Source organism: Streptomyces sp. NPDC058620 (genome assembly GCF_042717135.1).
Taxonomy (GTDB): domain Bacteria; phylum Actinomycetota; class Actinomycetes; order Streptomycetales; family Streptomycetaceae; genus Streptomyces.
This window is the reverse complement of the sequence record NZ_JBHXQO010000039.1, coordinates 46,066-62,971: the sequence shown is the minus strand read 5'-3', so window position 1 is coordinate 62,971 and position 16,906 is coordinate 46,066. Positions and strand designations below refer to the sequence as shown.

16 protein-coding genes are annotated in these 16,906 nt (G+C 71.6%); 2 read left to right on the top strand and 14 right to left on the bottom strand.

The features are described from left to right. Nucleotides 1-47 precede the first annotated feature (47 nt). On the bottom strand, nt 48-1,331 hold the full coding sequence (locus tag ACFWSK_RS27980; RefSeq protein ID WP_383791791.1) for an adenylosuccinate synthase: 1,284 nt from the start codon (nt 1,329-1,331) through the stop codon (nt 48-50). Between the two features lie 185 nt (nt 1,332-1,516). Here ACFWSK_RS27980 and ACFWSK_RS27975 point away from each other — a divergent pair, with 185 nt between their 5' ends. Then, nucleotides 1,517-2,365 carry a diacylglycerol kinase gene (locus ACFWSK_RS27975; RefSeq protein ID WP_383791789.1) on the top strand — a complete coding sequence of 283 codons (849 nt, stop codon included), beginning with the start codon at nt 1,517-1,519 and terminating at the stop codon, nt 2,363-2,365. 128 nt (nt 2,366-2,493) lie between these two features. On the opposite strand, the gene ACFWSK_RS27970 is transcribed toward ACFWSK_RS27975, so the two are convergent. Further along, entirely contained in the window at nt 2,494-3,699 is a 1,206-nt protein-coding gene (locus ACFWSK_RS27970) for a cytochrome P450 (protein ID WP_383791786.1), read from the bottom strand. Nucleotides 3,700-3,826: 127 nt separating this feature from the next. Here ACFWSK_RS27970 and ACFWSK_RS27965 point away from each other — a divergent pair, with 127 nt between their 5' ends. Next, a complete protein-coding gene (locus ACFWSK_RS27965) occupies nt 3,827-4,573 on the top strand; it encodes a hypothetical protein (protein ID WP_383791783.1) in 747 nt (248 codons plus the stop codon). A 30-nt stretch (nt 4,574-4,603) separates the two neighbouring features. Here ACFWSK_RS27965 and ACFWSK_RS27960 read toward each other — a convergent pair whose 3' ends face one another. The 12 genes from ACFWSK_RS27960 to ACFWSK_RS27905 form a co-directional block, all read right to left on the bottom strand. Continuing rightward, nucleotides 4,604-5,266, bottom strand: a complete 663-nt coding sequence (locus ACFWSK_RS27960) for a response regulator (RefSeq protein ID WP_383791780.1) — start codon at nt 5,264-5,266, stop codon at nt 4,604-4,606. Next, entirely contained in the window at nt 5,263-6,591 is a 1,329-nt protein-coding gene (locus ACFWSK_RS27955; protein ID WP_383791777.1) for a sensor histidine kinase, read from the bottom strand. The genes ACFWSK_RS27960 and ACFWSK_RS27955 overlap by 4 nt, the downstream gene beginning before the upstream one ends. Before the next feature lie 139 nt (nt 6,592-6,730). Next, a complete protein-coding gene (locus ACFWSK_RS27950; RefSeq protein ID WP_383791774.1) occupies nt 6,731-7,606 on the bottom strand; it encodes an alpha/beta hydrolase family protein in 876 nt (291 codons plus the stop codon). 135 nt (nt 7,607-7,741) lie between these two features. Next, complete coding sequence (gene kynU, locus ACFWSK_RS27945; protein WP_383791771.1) at nt 7,742-8,932, bottom strand: kynureninase; 1,191 nt, start codon at nt 8,930-8,932, stop codon at nt 7,742-7,744. Continuing rightward, the gene (locus ACFWSK_RS27940) at nt 8,925-9,773 is read right to left on the bottom strand and encodes a tryptophan 2,3-dioxygenase family protein (protein ID WP_383791768.1); all 849 of its coding nucleotides are present in this window, start codon (nt 9,771-9,773) and stop codon (nt 8,925-8,927) included. Before ACFWSK_RS27940 ends, kynU begins: the two co-directional genes overlap by 8 nt. Before the next feature lie 240 nt (nt 9,774-10,013). After that, nucleotides 10,014-10,427, bottom strand: coding sequence for a DUF3151 domain-containing protein (locus ACFWSK_RS27935; protein WP_362848404.1), 414 nt, complete (start codon nt 10,425-10,427; stop codon nt 10,014-10,016). A gap of 38 nt (nt 10,428-10,465) precedes the next feature. After that, nucleotides 10,466-11,980 carry an MFS transporter gene (locus ACFWSK_RS27930; RefSeq protein ID WP_383791765.1) on the bottom strand — a complete coding sequence of 505 codons (1,515 nt, stop codon included), beginning with the start codon at nt 11,978-11,980 and terminating at the stop codon, nt 10,466-10,468. A gap of 118 nt (nt 11,981-12,098) precedes the next feature. Continuing rightward, the gene (locus ACFWSK_RS27925) at nt 12,099-13,253 is read right to left on the bottom strand and encodes a MalY/PatB family protein (RefSeq protein WP_383791761.1); all 1,155 of its coding nucleotides are present in this window, start codon (nt 13,251-13,253) and stop codon (nt 12,099-12,101) included. Nucleotides 13,254-13,336: 83 nt separating this feature from the next. Next, nucleotides 13,337-14,359, bottom strand: a complete 1,023-nt coding sequence (fbaA, locus tag ACFWSK_RS27920) for a class II fructose-bisphosphate aldolase (RefSeq protein WP_383791758.1) — start codon at nt 14,357-14,359, stop codon at nt 13,337-13,339. 178 nt (nt 14,360-14,537) lie between these two features. Continuing rightward, the gene (gene pyrE / locus ACFWSK_RS27915) at nt 14,538-15,077 is read right to left on the bottom strand and encodes an orotate phosphoribosyltransferase (RefSeq protein WP_383791755.1); all 540 of its coding nucleotides are present in this window, start codon (nt 15,075-15,077) and stop codon (nt 14,538-14,540) included. A gap of 30 nt (nt 15,078-15,107) precedes the next feature. Then, entirely contained in the window at nt 15,108-15,902 is a 795-nt protein-coding gene (locus tag ACFWSK_RS27910; RefSeq protein ID WP_383791752.1) for an aldose 1-epimerase, read from the bottom strand. 21 nt (nt 15,903-15,923) lie between these two features. Continuing rightward, nucleotides 15,924-16,856 carry an SRPBCC domain-containing protein gene (locus ACFWSK_RS27905; protein ID WP_383791749.1) on the bottom strand — a complete coding sequence of 311 codons (933 nt, stop codon included), beginning with the start codon at nt 16,854-16,856 and terminating at the stop codon, nt 15,924-15,926. Nucleotides 16,857-16,906 lie beyond the last annotated feature (50 nt).

Below are 16,906 nucleotides of genomic sequence, written 5' to 3'. Positions count from 1 at the left end.
GTGGGCCGGCACGCAGGGGGCCCGGCCCCTCCCGCGGCTTCCCCGGTCTAGAGGAAAGAGTTGATCTCGATGGTCTCGGTGCGGCCGGGGCCGACACCGATCGCCGAGATCGGAGCGCCCGACATCTCTTCGAGCGCCTTCACGTAGTCCTGCGCGTTCTTCGGCAGGTCGTCGAAGGTCTTCGCCTTCGTGATGTCCTCGGACCAGCCCGGCAGCATCTCGTAGATCGGCTTCGCGTGGTGGAAGTCGGTCTGACTGTACGGGAGTTCCTCGACGCGCTTGCCGTCGATCTCGTACGCGACACACACCGGGATCTGCTCCCAGCCGGTCAGCACGTCCAGCTTCGTGAGGAAGAAGTCGGTGAGACCGTTGACCCGGGTCGCGTACCGCGCGATCGGGGCGTCGAACCAGCCGCAGCGACGGTCACGGCCGGTGGTGACACCGCGCTCGCCACCGATGCGGCGCAGCGCCTCGCCGTCCTCGTCGAGCAGCTCCGTCGGGAACGGACCCGCGCCGACACGCGTGGTGTACGCCTTGAGGATGCCGATGACCCGGCTGATCTTCGTCGGGCCCACGCCGGAACCGGTGCAGGCGCCGCCCGCGGTCGGGTTCGACGAGGTGACGAAGGGGTACGTGCCGTGGTCGACGTCGAGCAGGGTCCCCTGGCCACCCTCGAAGAGGACGACCTTGCCCTCGTCGATGGCGTCGTTCAGGATCAGCACCGTGTCGGCGACGTACGGCTTCAGCCGGTCCGCGTACGTGAGCAGCTCTTCGACGATCTTGCCGGATTCGATCGCGCGCCGGTTGTAGAGCTTGGCGAGGATCTGGTTCTTGAAGTCGAGGGCCGCTTCGACCTTCTGGACGAGGATCGACTCGTCGTAGAGGTCCTGGACCCGGATACCGACGCGGTTGATCTTGTCCGCGTACGTCGGTCCGATACCGCGACCGGTGGTACCGATCTTGCGGGAGCCGAGGAAGCGTTCCGTCACCTTGTCGACCGTGACGTTGTACGGAGTGATCAAATGAGCGTTGCCGCTGATCAGAAGCTTGGACGTGTCGACGCCTCGCTCGTTCAGACCGTTCAGCTCGGAGAACAGTACCGCCGGGTCGACCACGACTCCGTTACCGATCACCGGGGTACACCCCGGTGACAGGATTCCCGAGGGGAGGAGATGCAGTGCGTACTTCTGGTCGCCCACGACGACCGTGTGGCCGGCATTGTTGCCGCCCTGGTAGCGCACCACATAGTCCACGGAACCACCGAGGAGGTCGGTGGCCTTCCCCTTGCCCTCGTCACCCCACTGAGCACCGAGCAGCACAAGTGCGGGCACAGGCGTACACCCCTTCCGGGCGGGGCATGTCCAAGGTCAGGGGGCGTACGTAAAGGTGTACCTGCCGCACGACGATGTGCGACAAAGCCTGAGCCGTCGAACCGGGTGCCCCGGAATAGACGAAGCCCCTGGCGCAATAGCGCAAGGGGCTCTTGCACCAAGATGCTACCCGAGGAAGGACCGAGGTGTCGGCTGCAGAGCCCCCCGGCGACGGCGACCACCAGCTTCTGGTGCTCATCGACCCGGTTGCCCGCCGGACCGACGGTGAGTCCGTCCGTATCGCAAAGGATGTGCTGAGCGCCGGCTCGCACGCCAAAATCTGCCTTCCGGACACCCCCGAGGAGTTCATCAGAGCCCTGTCCCGCCGGGGCAGCCGGCGGCCGGTGGTCGTCGGCGACGACCGGGCGCTGCTGCGCGCCGTCGCCCATCTCCACCGTGAGCGCGAGCTGTCCGGCGGCGCTCTGGCCCTGATCCCCGTCGGCGCCGCGCCCACGCTGGAACTCGCCCACGCGCTCGGCGTGCCCCGGGGCGCGGTGGCCGCGGCCCGTACCGCGCTCGACGGCACGGTCCGCCGGCTGGACCTGCTGGTCGACGACAGCGACGGCGTCGTCCTCGGCAGGCTGCGCATCCCGGCCCCGCCCCCGTCCCGCAGCGCCCCGCACACGGGCGTCACGGCCGTCTGGGACACCTGCCGCTCGCTGGTGGCGTCCCTGGTCCGCCCGGCCCCCACCGCCGCCCAGACGCCGCCACGCACGTACCGGCTGCGCGTGGAGGCGGACGGTGTCCTGCTGAACGACCTGGACCGCCCGGTCGAGGGCGTCTCGGTGATGGCGCAGGGCGACGGCGGCCTGGTCGACGTCGTGATCCACACCGGGGCCGGCCGTACGGAGTCCAGGGAGGCCAAGGCGGTGACGGTCTCCGGCGCCGACTTCCGCTACCGGGCCGACATACACGTCACGGGCCCGGTGCGCACCCGGACGTGGACGGTGCGGGCGGGAGCGTGGTCGCTGATACTTCCGGCGGTGACGGGCTGACCCGATCCAGGGGGAACGTGTCATCTCAGTCCTCGCCGGGTCCTCGGCGTCACCCGGGTGGACCGTCCGGCACGCTGTGGTGGTGCGGCGGCGCTCGCACGTGGGGTGTGCCGGCACCGCCCGCCCCCTCAGAGTTCCACGTTCAGCTCCTTCAGCCCCCGGATCACATAGCCCGGATGCCACTCCGGCTCCGAGACCAGCCGCATGCCCGGCGCCTTGCGCAGCAACTCGCCGAACGAGGCCGCCAGTTCGATGCGCGCCAGCGGCGCACCCAGGCAGTAGTGGATGCCCGCCCCGAACGTGATGTGCGGGTTGTCCTCCCGGGACAGATCCAGCCTGTCGGGCTCGGCGAACCGCTCCGGGTCCCGGTTGGCGGAGCCGAAGAGCAGCGCGACCTCCGAGCCGCGCGGAATCACGGTCCCGCCGATCTCGATGTCGTCGAGCACCCAGCGCTCGAACATCTGCAACGGAGTGTCGTACCGCAGCAGTTCCTCCACCGCGGTGGGGAGCAGCCCGTGGTCCCCACGCAGGGCCGCCAGCTGCTCCGGGTGCCGGAAGAGCGTCCACCAGCCGTTGACGGTGGTGTTGACGGTCGCCTCGTGCCCCGCGTTCAGCAGGAGCACACACGTGGAGATCATCTCCTGCTCGCTGAGCCGCTCCCCCTCGTCGTGGGCGGCGATGAGCGCGGAGATCAGATCCGTACCGGGGTCCTTGCGGCGTTCCGCGATCAGGCCCCGCAGGTACGCGGAGAAGTCGACCGACGCCCGGACGGCCTCGCGGGCCGTCTCCTCCGACGGGTTCAGCTCGAACATCCCGCAGATCGCCGAGGACCAGGGCCGCAGCAGCGCCCGGTCCGCCTCCGGCACGCCCAGCATCTCGGCGATCACGGCGACGGGCAACGGCTCGGCCACCGCCGCCAGCAGGTCCCCGCCGCCCGAGTCGACGAACGCGTCGACCAGCTCGGCCGCCAGCCGCTCCACCGTCGGCGTGAGGCGCTCGACCGTGCGCGGCGTGAACGCCTTGGAGACCAGCCTTCGGATACGCGTGTGGTCGGGGGCCTCCAGATCGAGCAGCCCCTGCCCGTTGAGCGTGTGGAAGGGCTCGTGCGCGGCCGGGGGCGGAGTGAGCCCGAACTCCTCGTGCGTGAACCGGTGCAGATACGTCCGGCCCAGCCGCCGGTCGCGCAGCAGCCCGGACACATCGGAGTAGTGCGGGATCAGCCACTGCCGGGTCGGCTCGAAGTAATGCGCCCGGCCGGCGGCACGCAGCGCGGTGTAGGCGGTGTACGGATCGGCGACGAACGCCGGCGACCAGGGGTCGAAGGACACATGCATGCCCCGACGCTACCCGTCGGCGAAGGTCTCTCTTCGGGAGCCGAAGCGTTATCGGGCAGCGCTTCAGCCGGCGCGTTCGCGTTGTTACGTTGAGCGCCCTGTCGGGACGGATTCCGCAAGGGCGGCCATGCGAGGGACGAGAATGTGTGTCGCCGGTGCGTCAGCGGGGCTGCTGGCTGCCGTGCTCACCGGTTGTGCCGGTCCCGCCGCGCCGCCGGGCACGACGACGGTCGCCGAGAAGTCGGCCCTGCCGTCGGCCTCACCCACGGCGAGCGCCGGCTCCGCGGCGCCCTCCGCTTCCCCGTCCCCCACCACTGTGCGGCCGAGCGCCACCAAGAGCAGCCCGTCGGTCCCGCCGGCCACCCGGCCTGCCGCAGCTCCGGAATCGTCGGCGCCGGAACCGACGTGGTTGCGGATGACGGTCGCCACCCGGGGCGGCCGGCTCGACCTGGTCCGCGGCGGGGCTGCCCAGGAGTTCACTGTCACCCTCCGCAACGGCAACACCCAGGCGTACGGGCATCTGCGGCTCGCATTCCAGATGGAGATCCTGATCGACGGAACCCCGGCGAACGAACGTCCACCGTCGGACGGCTTCGTACTGGAACGGTGGGACGCCGGAGCGGGCGCGTGGCGCACCGCGGAGCTGCGTATCGCCAACGACGCCCTGCCGCACCAGCTTCACCAGGGCGGTGCCCCGCTGGCCCGCGACGCGGTGCGCACCGAGCGCTACCGGCTGCGTGCCGGGTCCGCGGGTCCGGTCGGCAGCACTCCTCTGATGGTGGCGCTGACCGACACGGACGCGGCCGGGAGCGCGTCGGCCGGCGAGGCGCGCCCGGCCTCCTTCTCCCTGCCCCACACCACCCGCCGGAACTGACCGGGCAGGGCCTTCGGGCGGCCCGGCTCCCTATCCGGGTGTGACCAGCCGTGCCTCGTACGCGAACACCGCCGCCTGCGTCCGGTCGCGCAGCCCGAGCTTCACCAGGATGCGGCTCACGTGCGTCTTGATGGTGGACTCGGCGACCACCAGCCGCGAGGCGATCTCGGCGTTCGAAAGACCCTGTGCGATCAGCACGAGCACCTCCGTCTCCCGCTCCGTGAGGTCCCCGATCCGGGCGAGAGCGGGAGGGCGCGGAGCTTCCGAGAGCTTCGAGAACTCCGTGATCAGCCGCCGGGTGACGGCCGGGGCGAGCAGCGCCTCCCCGGACGCCACCACCCGTACCCCCTCCGCGAGCTGGCGGGCCGACGCGTCCTTCAGCAGGAAGCCGGAGGCCCCCGCGCGCAGCGCCTGGTACACGTACTCGTCGAGGTCGAAGGTGGTGAGGACGAGGACCTTGGCGTCCGCGTCGGCGGCGACGATCTCGCGGGTCGCCTCGATGCCGTTGAGTTCCGGCATCCGGATGTCCATCAGTACGACGTCGGGGCGGAGGGCGGCGACCTGCGACACGGCCTGGCGTCCGTCGACGGCCTCGCCCACGACCTCGATCCCCGGCATCGCGTTGAGGAGTACGGAGAAACCCTCGCGGACCATCATCTGGTCGTCGACGATCAGCACCCTGATGGCGTTCACGCGGTCCCGTCCGGCAGCGTCTCGTTCTCGGCCCGCTCGCGCACGGCCTGCACCGGGATGAACGCGGCGATCTCGTAGCCGCCGTCCGCCGTGGACTGCGCGGTCATCTCGCCGTCCAGCATGGCCACCCGCTCACGCATCCCCGTGATGCCGTGCCCGGCCCCCGGGGACGGCTTGACGAGACCGGTCGGCGGACCGTTGACGACCCGCAGCCCGAGTCCGCCGAGCACGTACCCGATCTCCACCTTCGCGGTGGCGCCCGGCGCGTGCCGCAACGTGTTGCTCAGGGCCTCCTGGACGATCCGGTACGCCGACAGCTCGACGCCCTGCGGCAGCTCGCGCACGGCTCCGGTGATGGTCTTCTCCGTCTGGAGACCCGCGTCCCCCACATTGGCCAGCAGGCGGTCCAGCTCGGCGAGGGTGGGCTGCGGGGCGTCGGGGGCCTCGTAGTCCTCGGCCCGTACGACCCCGAGGACCCGGCGCAGCTCGGTGAGCGCGGCGACGGCGTTCTCCCGGATGGTGAGGAACGCCTGCTCCAGCTCGGGCGGCGGATTCTCCACCCGATAGGGGGCGGCCTCCGCCTGGATCGCGACGACCGACATGTGGTGGGCGACGACATCGTGCAGCTCACGGGCGATGGTCGTGCGCTCCTCCAGGAGCGTGCGCCGGTCGCGCTCGACGGCGGTGACCGTGCGCTGCACGGTCACCTCGCGCTGGGCCTCGCGCCGTACCTGGACCATGGCGACGATGAGCAGGGCGAACGCGGAGGTGACGCCCATGCCCGCGATGGTGGAGGAGTACCCGCTGCCGAACTTGTCCAGGAAAGAGCCGGCGAACATGGTGATGACCCACATCCACGCGGCGGTCCGCGCCCGGGTACGTGCCGCGACGACGACCATGACGCCCAGGTGGCAGAGGAACATGCTCGGCCCCCACGGCCAGTCCCCGTGGCTCGCGACCGCCGCCACCGGGGTCAGCGCCATCGATGCCCAGAAGGCGGCGACGGGCCTGACCAGGGTCATCAGCAGCGGAACGGCCGGCAGCAGTCCGCTGACGACTGCCGAGACTCCGTAGACGCCTTCGGAGTCCGCCGCCACGAGGCCGATCATCACCGTGAGCAGGGCCAGCGCGCCGACCGCCGCGTGCGGGGACCAGACGGCACGCGCCCGCAGGCGCTTCGGCAGCCGCCTGATCACCGGCCCGCCGGTCCCGAGCGGGTCCAGCGGACGGTAGGCGAGCACATCGTGGAACAGGTCCTGCCGCAGGCCGCCTATCGCATCTGCGGCCAGCCGGAACTCGGGGCTTCTGGGCTTGGTCTCGGTCACGCCCCTCACGGTAGGCGGCGCGACGAGCGGGGGCGTCAGCAGTGATACGGATTCCCGGGCGTCCGTCGCAAGGACTACGCGGCCGCCGGAAGGCTCCCCACGACTCCCCACTCACGACTCACCACTCACCACTCACCACTCACCAGGCGAGCTGGGCCAGCTCCTCCGCGACCACCGCGCACGCGTCCGCCGACGGATCGATGAGCGGGAAGTGCCCGACGTCCTCCAGCAGCGTCAGCCCCACCATCTCCCCCGCCTTCGCCGCCGCGTCGACGAACGACTCCGACACCGCAGGAGGCACGGTCAGATCGCAGATGCCCTGCACCACGGCCGTCGCGATACCGGTGGGCAGCAGGACGGCCGGGTCGACGAATGCGCTCCGCTCCGCGAAGTCCCCTTCCCCGCCCAGGAGTTGCTGCACCGCACCGGAGCAGACGTCCAGCTCGACGGCGGTCGCGAAGTCGGCGACCGGTGCCAGCGCGACGACACCGCGCAGCGGCGGCGGCGCGGGCAGCCGCCACGGCGACCCCTCGGGAAGTACGTGCCGGGCAGCGGCCCACAGCGCCAGCTGACCGCCCGCCGAGTGCCCGGTGACCACGGTCCGCCGCACATCGGCCTGCGGCAGCTCCCGCCCGGCCAGCAACGGCATCGCGTCCATCGCGGCGGCGACGTCGTCGAACGTCTCGGGCCAGCGGCCCGCGGCCGGTTCGGAACCACGCTGCCGCGGGATCTCGCCCCCGCGCCGGTACTCGACGCTGGCGACGGCGAAGCCGCGCCGGGCCAGGAAGTCCGCGAACGGCGACACATGGTGCCGGTCGTACGGGGCACGCCACGCCCCGCCGTGCAGCAGGACGACGAGCGGTGCCCCGGTCCGGCCGTCCCGGGGGGCGTAGAAGTCGATCACCTGGTCGGGATGACTGCCGTAGGCCGCGGACCGGTCGGGGGCGATCACCGGATGGGCGAACGCCGACTCCTCCTCGGCGGCATCACGATCACGCGCGGCAGAATCCGACATGCTGCTCCAACCGTCCTACGAATATGCCCAACTGGCTTGACCTGCGGGGACGGTATCAGCACCGGGCAGCCCCTCTCGATCACCGGACGGGCACATTCAGCCCGTCCGGCGACCGAGAACACAGCGGCAGCCGGGCTATCCCTTCAGCACGTCCGCAAGAATCCGCGCCGCGCGCTCCGCGTCCGCGAAGCCCACGTACAACGGCGTGAACCCGAACCGCAGCACATCCGGCCGCCGCAGGTCCCCGACGACGCCCCGCTCGATGAGCGCGCGCATCACCGGCTCGGCGTCCTCGCACCGCAGCGCGACCTGGCTGCCGCGCTCCGCGTGCGCGGAAGGGGTGACCGAGGTGACCCGGCCCTCCGGCACGTACGCGGCGACGCACTCCAGGAAGAAGTCCGTCAGTGCGAGGGACTTCGACCGTACGGCGGCCACCTCCACCCCGTCCCACACGTCCAGCGACGCTTCCAGCGCCAGCATGGACAGGATGTCCGGGGTGCCGACCCGGCCCCGTACCGAACCGTCGGCGGGTGTGTACCCGGGTGTCATCGCGAACGGGTCGGCGTGCGAGGTCCAGCCCGGAAGGGGGGAGTCGAAGGCCGCCTGGTGACGCTCGGCGACATACAGGTAGGCGGGCGAACCGGGGCCGCCGTTCAGGTACTTGTACGTGCAGCCGATGGCCAGGTCGACCCCGTGCTCGTCCAGGCCGACGGGCAGGGCGCCCGCGCTGTGGCACAGGTCCCAGACGGCGAGGCCGCCCGCCGCGTGCACGGCGGCGGTGAGACCGGGCAGATCGTGGAGCCTGCCCGTGCGGTAGTCGACGTGGTTGAGCAGGACGACCGCCGTACGGGGGCCGAGCGCGGCCGGTACATCGGCGGGTGCGACCGGGACGATCCGGTGGCCGGTCATCCGGGCGGCGGACTCGGCGATGTAACCGTCCGTGGGAAACGTCGTCGCGTCGACCAGGATCTCGTCGCGTCCGTCCGCGGCGAGGCGGCTCGCGGCGACGACGGCCTTGAAGACGTTCACGCTCGTGGAGTCGCCCACCACGATCTGTCCCGCCGCGGCCCCGACGAGCGGGGCGATGCGGTCGCCGATCCGCTCGGGCGCGGTCCACCAGCCGCTCTCGTCCCAGGACCGGATGCGCAGCGCGCCCCACTCACGGGTGACGACCTCCTGGAGCCGCGCGGGTACGTGCCGGGGCAGCGCGCCCAGCGAGTTCCCGTCGAGGTAGACGGTGTCGTCGAGCGTGAACAGCTCGCGGAGCTTGGCCAGTTCGTCGGCGGCGTCGAGTGCCGCCGCCTTGTCGGCGTAGGTCTCAGACATGGCTGCGCGCCGTCCACAGCTCGGGGAAGACGTTCTTCGTGGCCCGCTTCTCCAGCCAGGCGACCCCGGCCGAACCGCCGGTCCCGGTCTTCGAACCCATCGCGCGGCGGGTGGCGACCAGGTGGTCGTTGCGCCAGCGCCAGACCAGCTCACCGACATCGGTGAGCGCCTCACCGAGGCGGACCAGCTCGTCGTGCTGGTCGGGGTTGGCGTAGATCTGCGCCCATACCGTCTCGACCTCGGGCGACGGCTCGTACTTCTTGGCCAGGTCCCGGCCGAGCACGGACTGCGGCACCGCGTGCCCGCGCCGGGCGAGCAGGGCGAGCACCTCGTCGTACAGGCCGGGCTCGTGGAGCGCCTTCTCCAGCTCGGCGTACACGCGGGGCGCGCCCCGGTGCGGTACGAGCATGGAGGCGGACTTGTCCCCGAGCAGGAACTCCATCCGCCGGTACATCGCCGACTGGAATCCGGAGCCTTCGCCGAGCGCGCCGCGGTAGGAGTTGAACTGGGCGGGGGTGAGGCCGGCCAGCGGGGTCCAGGAGGCGTTCAGCGCCTCCAGCTCCCGCACGGACCGCTTGAGCGCATCCCGCGCCACAGGTATGCGGTCCTCGCGCATGGCGTGCGCCGCGGTCTCCCACTCATGGACGATGACCGTGAACCACAGCTCCATGACCTGGGTGGTGACCAGGAAGACCATCTCGCCGGGGTCGTCCGAGCGAAGGTGCTGGAGGTGGGTCAGGACATCCGCCTGGACATAGTCCTCGTACGGAGTCGTTCCCGCGAAGTCCAGGTGCGGGGTGTCCGCACCGGTGGCTTCGGGGTCGGGGTGGTTCGTCGACATTTCTGTCTCCTCGACACGAGCTTCCGGGTAGCGGTCCGCCCCTTCCCTGAGGAAGTGGAGCTCCGGTCCCCTGCCCGCATCCTAAGCCGGGCCCGCGGGCGTCGTCGTCCCGAGGCAGGTCAGGGGCGCGAGCGGGCAGGTCAGGGGCCGGGCCGTCCCTCCATCACCCTGCGCCGGGGCGGGCAGCACACGGGCCCCGCGGACGGGATGCGTCCACGGGGCCCGGTACGGAGGAGGCTGTCAGCCCAGGGTGTCGGCGGCGGTCTGCGAGGAGTCGCGCAGGAACGTCGAGCAGCGCTCGTACTCGTCCTTCTCGCCGATGTCCCCCGCGGCGCGGGCCAGGGCGTGCAGCGCGCGCAGGAAGCCGCGGTTCGGCTCGTGCTCGAACGGGACGGGGCCGTGGCCCTTCCAGCCGGCCCGGCGCAGGGCGTCGAGGCCGCGGTGGTAGCCGGTCCGGGCGTACGCGTACGACTCGATGACCCGGCCGCCCTCGTACGCCTCGTCGGCGAGCTGCGCCCAGGCCAGCGATGAGGTGGGGTACTTCGCCGCGACATCGGCGGGCGCCGCGCCGTTGGCGAGCAGCTCGCGCGGCTCCGGGTCGTCGGGCAGATGGGTCGGGGAGGGCCCCCCGAGCAGGTTCTCGTGGATGGACATGGGTTCAAGTGTGCCTGGTGGGACGGGCCCGTGGGGCATCACCCCGCCTCCCGTTCCGGTGCGCGTCCCGGCCGGCTCACGGGCTCCAGGGGCGGGGCCGTCACTCCGCAGTGCACGGCGCACACCGGCCTGGCCGCCTTGGGCGGGGTCCGCACCGCCCACCAGGCGATGACCGCGCCCAGCACCAGCAGGCCCGCGCACATCGGCATCGCGCGCCGGAAGGTCGAGGCGAACTCCTCGGCGTCGCGGTACGCCTCCGGGCCCATTCCGGCGAGCAGCGGCAGTGCGGCCACGGCGATGAGCCCGGCGGCCCGCGCCGCCGCGTTGTTGATGCCACTGGCGAGCCCGGCCCGCTCGGCGTCCACGGCCGCCAGGACGGTCGCGGTGAGCGGCGCGACGAGGACCACCAGGCCGAGGCCGAGCACGAGGACGGCGGGCAGTACGTCGGAGACGTACGAGGAGACGGTGGCCCCGGGCCCGACCCGCAGCATCAGCAGCATTCCGGCGGCGGCCAGCAGGGGCCCGGCCGTGAGGGGGATACGGGGCCCGATCCGCCGGCCGAGATCACCTGCCCACGCGGAGAACAGCAGCATGAGCACCGTCGTCGGCAGCAGGGCCGCGCCGGCCCCGAGCGCCGAGTATCCGGCGACGACCTGGAGCTGCATCGCGGAGAGGAAGAAGAAACCGCCGAGCGCCGCGTACACGCACAGGGTCACGATGTTGACCACGGTGAAGAGCCGGGAGGCGAAGATCGACAGCGGCAGCATGGGGTCGGAGCGCCGCGCCTCCACCTGCACGAACGCCGCACCGAACAGCACCCCGCCCACTGCCGCACCGATGACCACAGGCGAGGCGCCCTGCCCCGGCGCCTCGATCAGCGCGAACGTCACGCCCGCCAGCGCGAGTGCCCCGAGGGCCGCCCCGAGTACATCGAAACGGCCGTGCGCCTGGGGGTCGCGGGACTCCGGTACGTGGCGCAGGGCGACCGGCACGCAGAGGGCGGCGATCGGCAGGTTCAGCAGGAACACCCAGCGCCAGCCCGGCCCGTCGACGAGCCAGCCCCCCACGAACGGCCCGATCGCGGCTCCCACCCCGCCGAGCCCCGACCAGAGTCCGACGGCACGGGCCCGGTCGTCCGGATGGAAGCCGGCCTGGATGAGCGCGAGCGATCCCGGGGTGAGCAGCGCCCCGCCGACTCCTTGCAGGGCGCGGGCCGCGATGAGAACGCCCGCATTGGGTGCGATCCCGCAGAGCAGCGAGGCCACGGCGAACCACACGACCCCGATGACGAACACCCGCCGCCGCCCGTACCGGTCCCCGAGCGCCCCACCGAGAAGGATGAGCCCGGCGAGCGTGAGCATGTAGGCGTTGACGGTCCACTGAAGCGCGGCGAGATCGGTCCCGAGGTCCTCGCCGATGCGGGGCAGGGCCACGTTGATCACGGTGGAGTCGAGCATGGCCATGCTCGAACCGAGGACGGTGGTGAGGACGACCCAGCGTCCGGCGGGGGAGGCGACCCGGATTCCGTCACCGTCGGCACGCGCATCGTCCATGCAGCCAGCATCACCGGTCCCCGCCCGTGCTGCGAGTGGGGCGCCGCCTTGTCCTCAGACGCCGGACGGGGAGGAACGCCCGCCGCGTGCGCACCCGGCCTCCCCCGCACCGCGCCCCCTACCGCTCCACACTCACCGCCCGGATCAACGCCTCCACCCCCGCCACCACCTTGCTCCGCGGGCACCCCACATTCAGCCGCAGGAACCCCGGCGCCCCGTACACCGCCCCCGGCATGATCGCGACCTTCTCGCGTTCGATCAGCACGCGCTGCAACGCCTCGTCGTCCACACCCAGCGGTCGCAGGTCGATCCACGCGAGGTACCCCGCCTGCGGCGGCTCCCACCCCAGCTCGGGGAACGCGCCGTTCAGCCGTTCCGCCACCAGAGCCAGGTTCCCCGCCACATACGCGCGGACCGCGTCCAGCCACCCCGCACCTTCCCGGTACGCCGCGATGTGCGCGGTCAGTGAGAGCACCGCCGGCGAGGCGAGCCCTTCCGCCGTCTCCATGCGCCGCAGAAACTCCGCCCGGTCCGAGGCCCGGCCGATGATCCCGTACGACCCCGTCAGCGCCGGGAAGTTGAACGCCTTCGACGCGGACGTGATGACCGCCCAGCGTCCGTCACCCCCCACCCGCGTCCAGGGGACGTGCGGGTACCCGTCGTGCACGAAATCCGCGTGTATCTCGTCGCTGATCACCGCCACCCCGTGCCGCCCGGCCAGCGCCGCCATCTCCGCCAGCTCGTCCGCCGTCCACACCCGCCCGGTCGGATTGTGCGGCGAGCACAGCACGAGCACCTTCGCGTCGGCCCGAGCGAGCTCGCCCTCCAACGCCTCCACGTCCCCCACCGGAACCCCCCGCAGCTCGCGCCCGAGCCCGGTGATCGCCTTGCGGAAACCGTCGTACGTGGGGGTGTGGACGACCACCCCGTCCCCGGCGTCCGTCCACATCCGCAGGAGCTGCGAGAGCTGGCTGAGGACGGACGGCCCGTAGACCAGCCGTCCGGTGTCGAGCCCGGTGCCGTACCGGGTCTCGTACCAGTGGGCTATCGCCGACCGGAAGTCGTCCTGCCGCCAGTCCGTGTAGCCGAACACCCCGTGGTCGAGCCGGGCCCGCAGTGCCGCCAGCACCTGCGGGGCGGTCTCGAAGTCCATGTCGGAGATGGTGAACGGCAGCAGCCCGTCCACTCCGAACCGGTCGGCGACCCCGTCCCACTGGACGCACCAGGTGCCCTTGCGGTCGACGACGGCGTCGAAGTCGTAGGACGTACTCACAGCGGTTACCTCACCTCACTCGGACATGCCATGGGCCCGGCACCCCAAGGGGTACCGGGCCCACCACACGATGATCGTGCCGACTACTTCAGCTTGGTGCCCGTGGAGCGCAGGTTGGCGCACGCCTCGGTGACACGCGCGGCCATGCCGGCCTCGGCCAGCTTGCCCCAGCTGCGCGGGTCGTACGCCTTCTTGTTGCCGACCTCGCCGTCGACCTTCAGGACACCGTCGTAGTTGCGGAACATGTGGTCCACGACCGGGCGGGTGAAGGCGTACTGGGTGTCGGTGTCGAGGTTCATCTTCACGACGCCGTTCTCCAGCGCGGTGGCGATCTCCTCAGCGGTGGAGCCGGAGCCGCCGTGGAAGACGAAGTCGAACGGGGACGCCTGGCCGTACTTGGCGCCGACGCCCTCCTGGAGGTCCTTCAGCAGCTCGGGACGGAGCACGACGTTGCCCGGCTTGTAGACACCGTGGACGTTGCCGAAGGACGCGGCCAGCAGGTAGCGGCCCTTCTCGCCCAGGCCGAGCGCCTCGGCCGTACGCAGCGCGTCGTCGACGGTCGTGTACAGCTCGTCGTTGATCTCGTGCGTGACGCCGTCCTCCTCGCCACCGGTCGGGGTGATCTCGACCTCAAGGATGATCTTGGCGGCGGCGGCCTTGGCGAGCAGCTCCTGCGCGATGGACAGGTTGTCGGCGAGGGTCTCGGCCGAGCCGTCCCACATGTGGGACTGGAACAGCGGGTTCAGACCCTTGGCGACGCGCTCCGCGGACACCTCGATCAGCGGACGCACATAGGTGTCCAGCTTGTCCTTGGGGCAGTGGTCGGTGTGCAGCGCGACGGTGACGTCGTACTTGGCGGCGACGATGTGCGCGAACTCGGCCAGGGCGACAGCGCCCGTGACCATGTCCTTGTTGTACTGGCCGCCCAGGAACTCCGCCCCACCGGTGGAGATCTGGATGATGCCGTCGCTCTCGGCCTCCGCGAAACCGCGCAGTGCAGCGTGCAGGGTCTGGGTCGAGGTCACGTTGATGGCCGGGTAGGCGAACTTGCCTGCCTTCGCCCGGTCGAGCATCTCGGCGTAGACCTCGGGGGTTGCGATGGGCATCTGTCCGCTCCTTGGGATGTGCGGGTGTGCAGTGCTGGTCCCTGACCTGGGGGCGACGTCATCGTCGCCCCCATCTTCCCAGACTCTCGCCGCGGCTCCACCCGGCCTCCTCCACCCAGGCATACGCAAGGGCGGGCCGTTTCACGTGAAACGGCCCGCCCTTGTTCGAATCCGCAGGTCAGGCCAGGTCGAGGTCCGCCACGGAGTACACGTGGACGTACGGCAGCCCGGCCTCCGCGACGGCGGGAGCCGCCCCCCGCTCCACGATCACGGCGACGGCGACGACCTCGCCCCCGGCCTCGCGCACCGCCTCCACGGCGGTCAGCGGCGAACCGCCCGTCGTCGAGGTGTCCTCGACGACCAGGCAGCGGCGGCCCTTCACGTCCGTGCCCTCGATCCGGCGCTGCATACCGTGCGCCTTCTGCGCCTTGCGGACGACGAAGGCGTCCAGGCTCTGCTCGCGCGCCGCGGAGGCGTGCAGCATCGACGTGGCCACCGGGTCGGCACCCAGCGTCAGACCGCCGACGCAGTCGTAGTCCAGATCTGCGGTGGCATCGAGCATCACCTGGCCGACCATCGGCGCGGCCTTGCCGTCCAGCGTGATCCGGCGCAGGTCGATGTACCAGTCGGCTTCCAGACCCGAGGAGAGGGTCACCTTGCCGTGCACCACGGCCTTGTCCTTGATCTGCTGGAGCAGCTCAGCGCGTACGTCAGTCATGTCAACGAGGGTAAGCGCTGCCGTCGCCGGTCAGAGCCGCACCCAGCTCCAGGTCGTCGCGATCTCCAGGGGCTCGATCGGGGTGACCAGCCGGGGCGTGGTGTTCAGCCCGTTCGGCGGGCCGGACTGCGGCTCGACGCACACCGCCTCGTCCTGCTCGTCGTAGACGACGACCCACTCGTCACGGCTCTTCACCGTCAGCTCCAGCTGCTCCGGCCAGGTGAGCTTCACGTCGACGCCGTCGGGCATCCCGAAGCAGTCGTCCCACGGGCCGGGCAGGGGGTCGATCCGGCGGCCGGTCGGCAGGTGGTTCTCGCCGCGCTCCTCCTGCCAGGCGGCGTCGAAGTCGAGCCGTACGTCCTGGCCTCCGATGGTGCGGAGGAACCACGGGTGCCAGCCGGCCTGCGCCGGGAAGGAGTCCACGTGCGCCTCGACGCCCATTCGCAGCGTCAGCGAGTTCTCGGCGAGTTCGAAGGTCTGCGTGACCCGGCCCGGGTAGGGCCACGGTTCGGCCAGGTCGTAGTAGAAGGCCGCCTCGGTCCCGGCCTCCCTGGCGGTCTGCCAGGCGAGGTCGCGCCCGGTGCCGTGAATGGCGTGCGGCGGGGAGTTCAGCGGAAGTTGGTGCAGTTCGCCGCCGTTGCGGAACTGCCCGTTCTCGGTGCGGCCGCACCACGGCACCATGGGGAAGCAGCCGTACCGCTCCCCCTGGCGCAGCAGTTCGGTGCCACCGATCCGCAGGCTGCTGATCCGGCAGCCATGGGTGGGGTCAACGGTCAACTCGGCGTCGCCGACGGTCAGCCGGACGTTCTTCGCAGCTCTGCTCACCCCACGACACTACTTGCGCCGCTACCTACGCCGCCGCAGCGCACGACCCACGACCACGGCCGAGGCGAGCGCGAGGGCGGCGGCGGGGGCGATCCAGCGCAGGGTCGTCGCGGTCCCGTCCGCATCGGGCGAGGGCACGGGTGCGTACCGGCCGCGCGGCGGCGCGTGGTCGACCTCCTCGGTGCTGCGCCCGATCATGGTGCGCCTGGCGTGCGCGGCCTCGGCCGGAGGCCCGTCCGGCACGGTGAACTCCACCTCCGCGAGGGGGTCGAGCGAGGGCGGCGGCACCGGAGCCTCGAACACGGACCCCTTGCCGGGCGCAGGCTCCTCGCACGGCGCCTCCTCGGGCGACGCCTCGTCAGGCGCGGCCTCGTGCGACGGCTCGGTCTCGTCGCGCGCGGCCTCGTGCGACGGCTCGGTCTCGTCGTCGGCTGTCGCACCCGGCGCGGCGGCCTCGTCGTCGGCGGCCGTCGCACCCGGCGCGGCAGCCGCGCCCCCGGCGGCGGACTCCCCCGGCGACATCGCCAGCGACTCCGTCACCAGCTGCTGTGTGAAGCGGTCGAGCAGCCGGTGGGCCGCCGCCAGTGCTGCCGCGTCCCCCAGCTCCACGATGCGGCCGTCCCCGCCCGCCGTGCCCGCGAACTCGATCGTCGTACCGCCGTCGGTCTCCGTGAGCGTGAGCGTCAGGGCCAGGTGCGCCGAGCCCGTACCCCGGGCCTCCACGCCCTCCCCGGCCACGGCGAAGGTGTCACCGTCCCGGCCGGCGAGCTTCAGCACACCCCGGTAGGTGATCGTGTGGCCGCCGATCCTGATCTTCAGGCGGCCGGACAGCGGGCCCGCCGACGCGTCGGCGTCCTGTTGGAGTCCCGGCACGCAGCGCGCCACCCGGGCAGCATCGCCCAGCGTCCGCCGCAGGGACAGGACCGGAACCGGAACGAACACCTCATGCTCCATGGACACCGAGCCTACTCAGCCCCGGCCACCACGTCAGCGCTTCCCCCCTT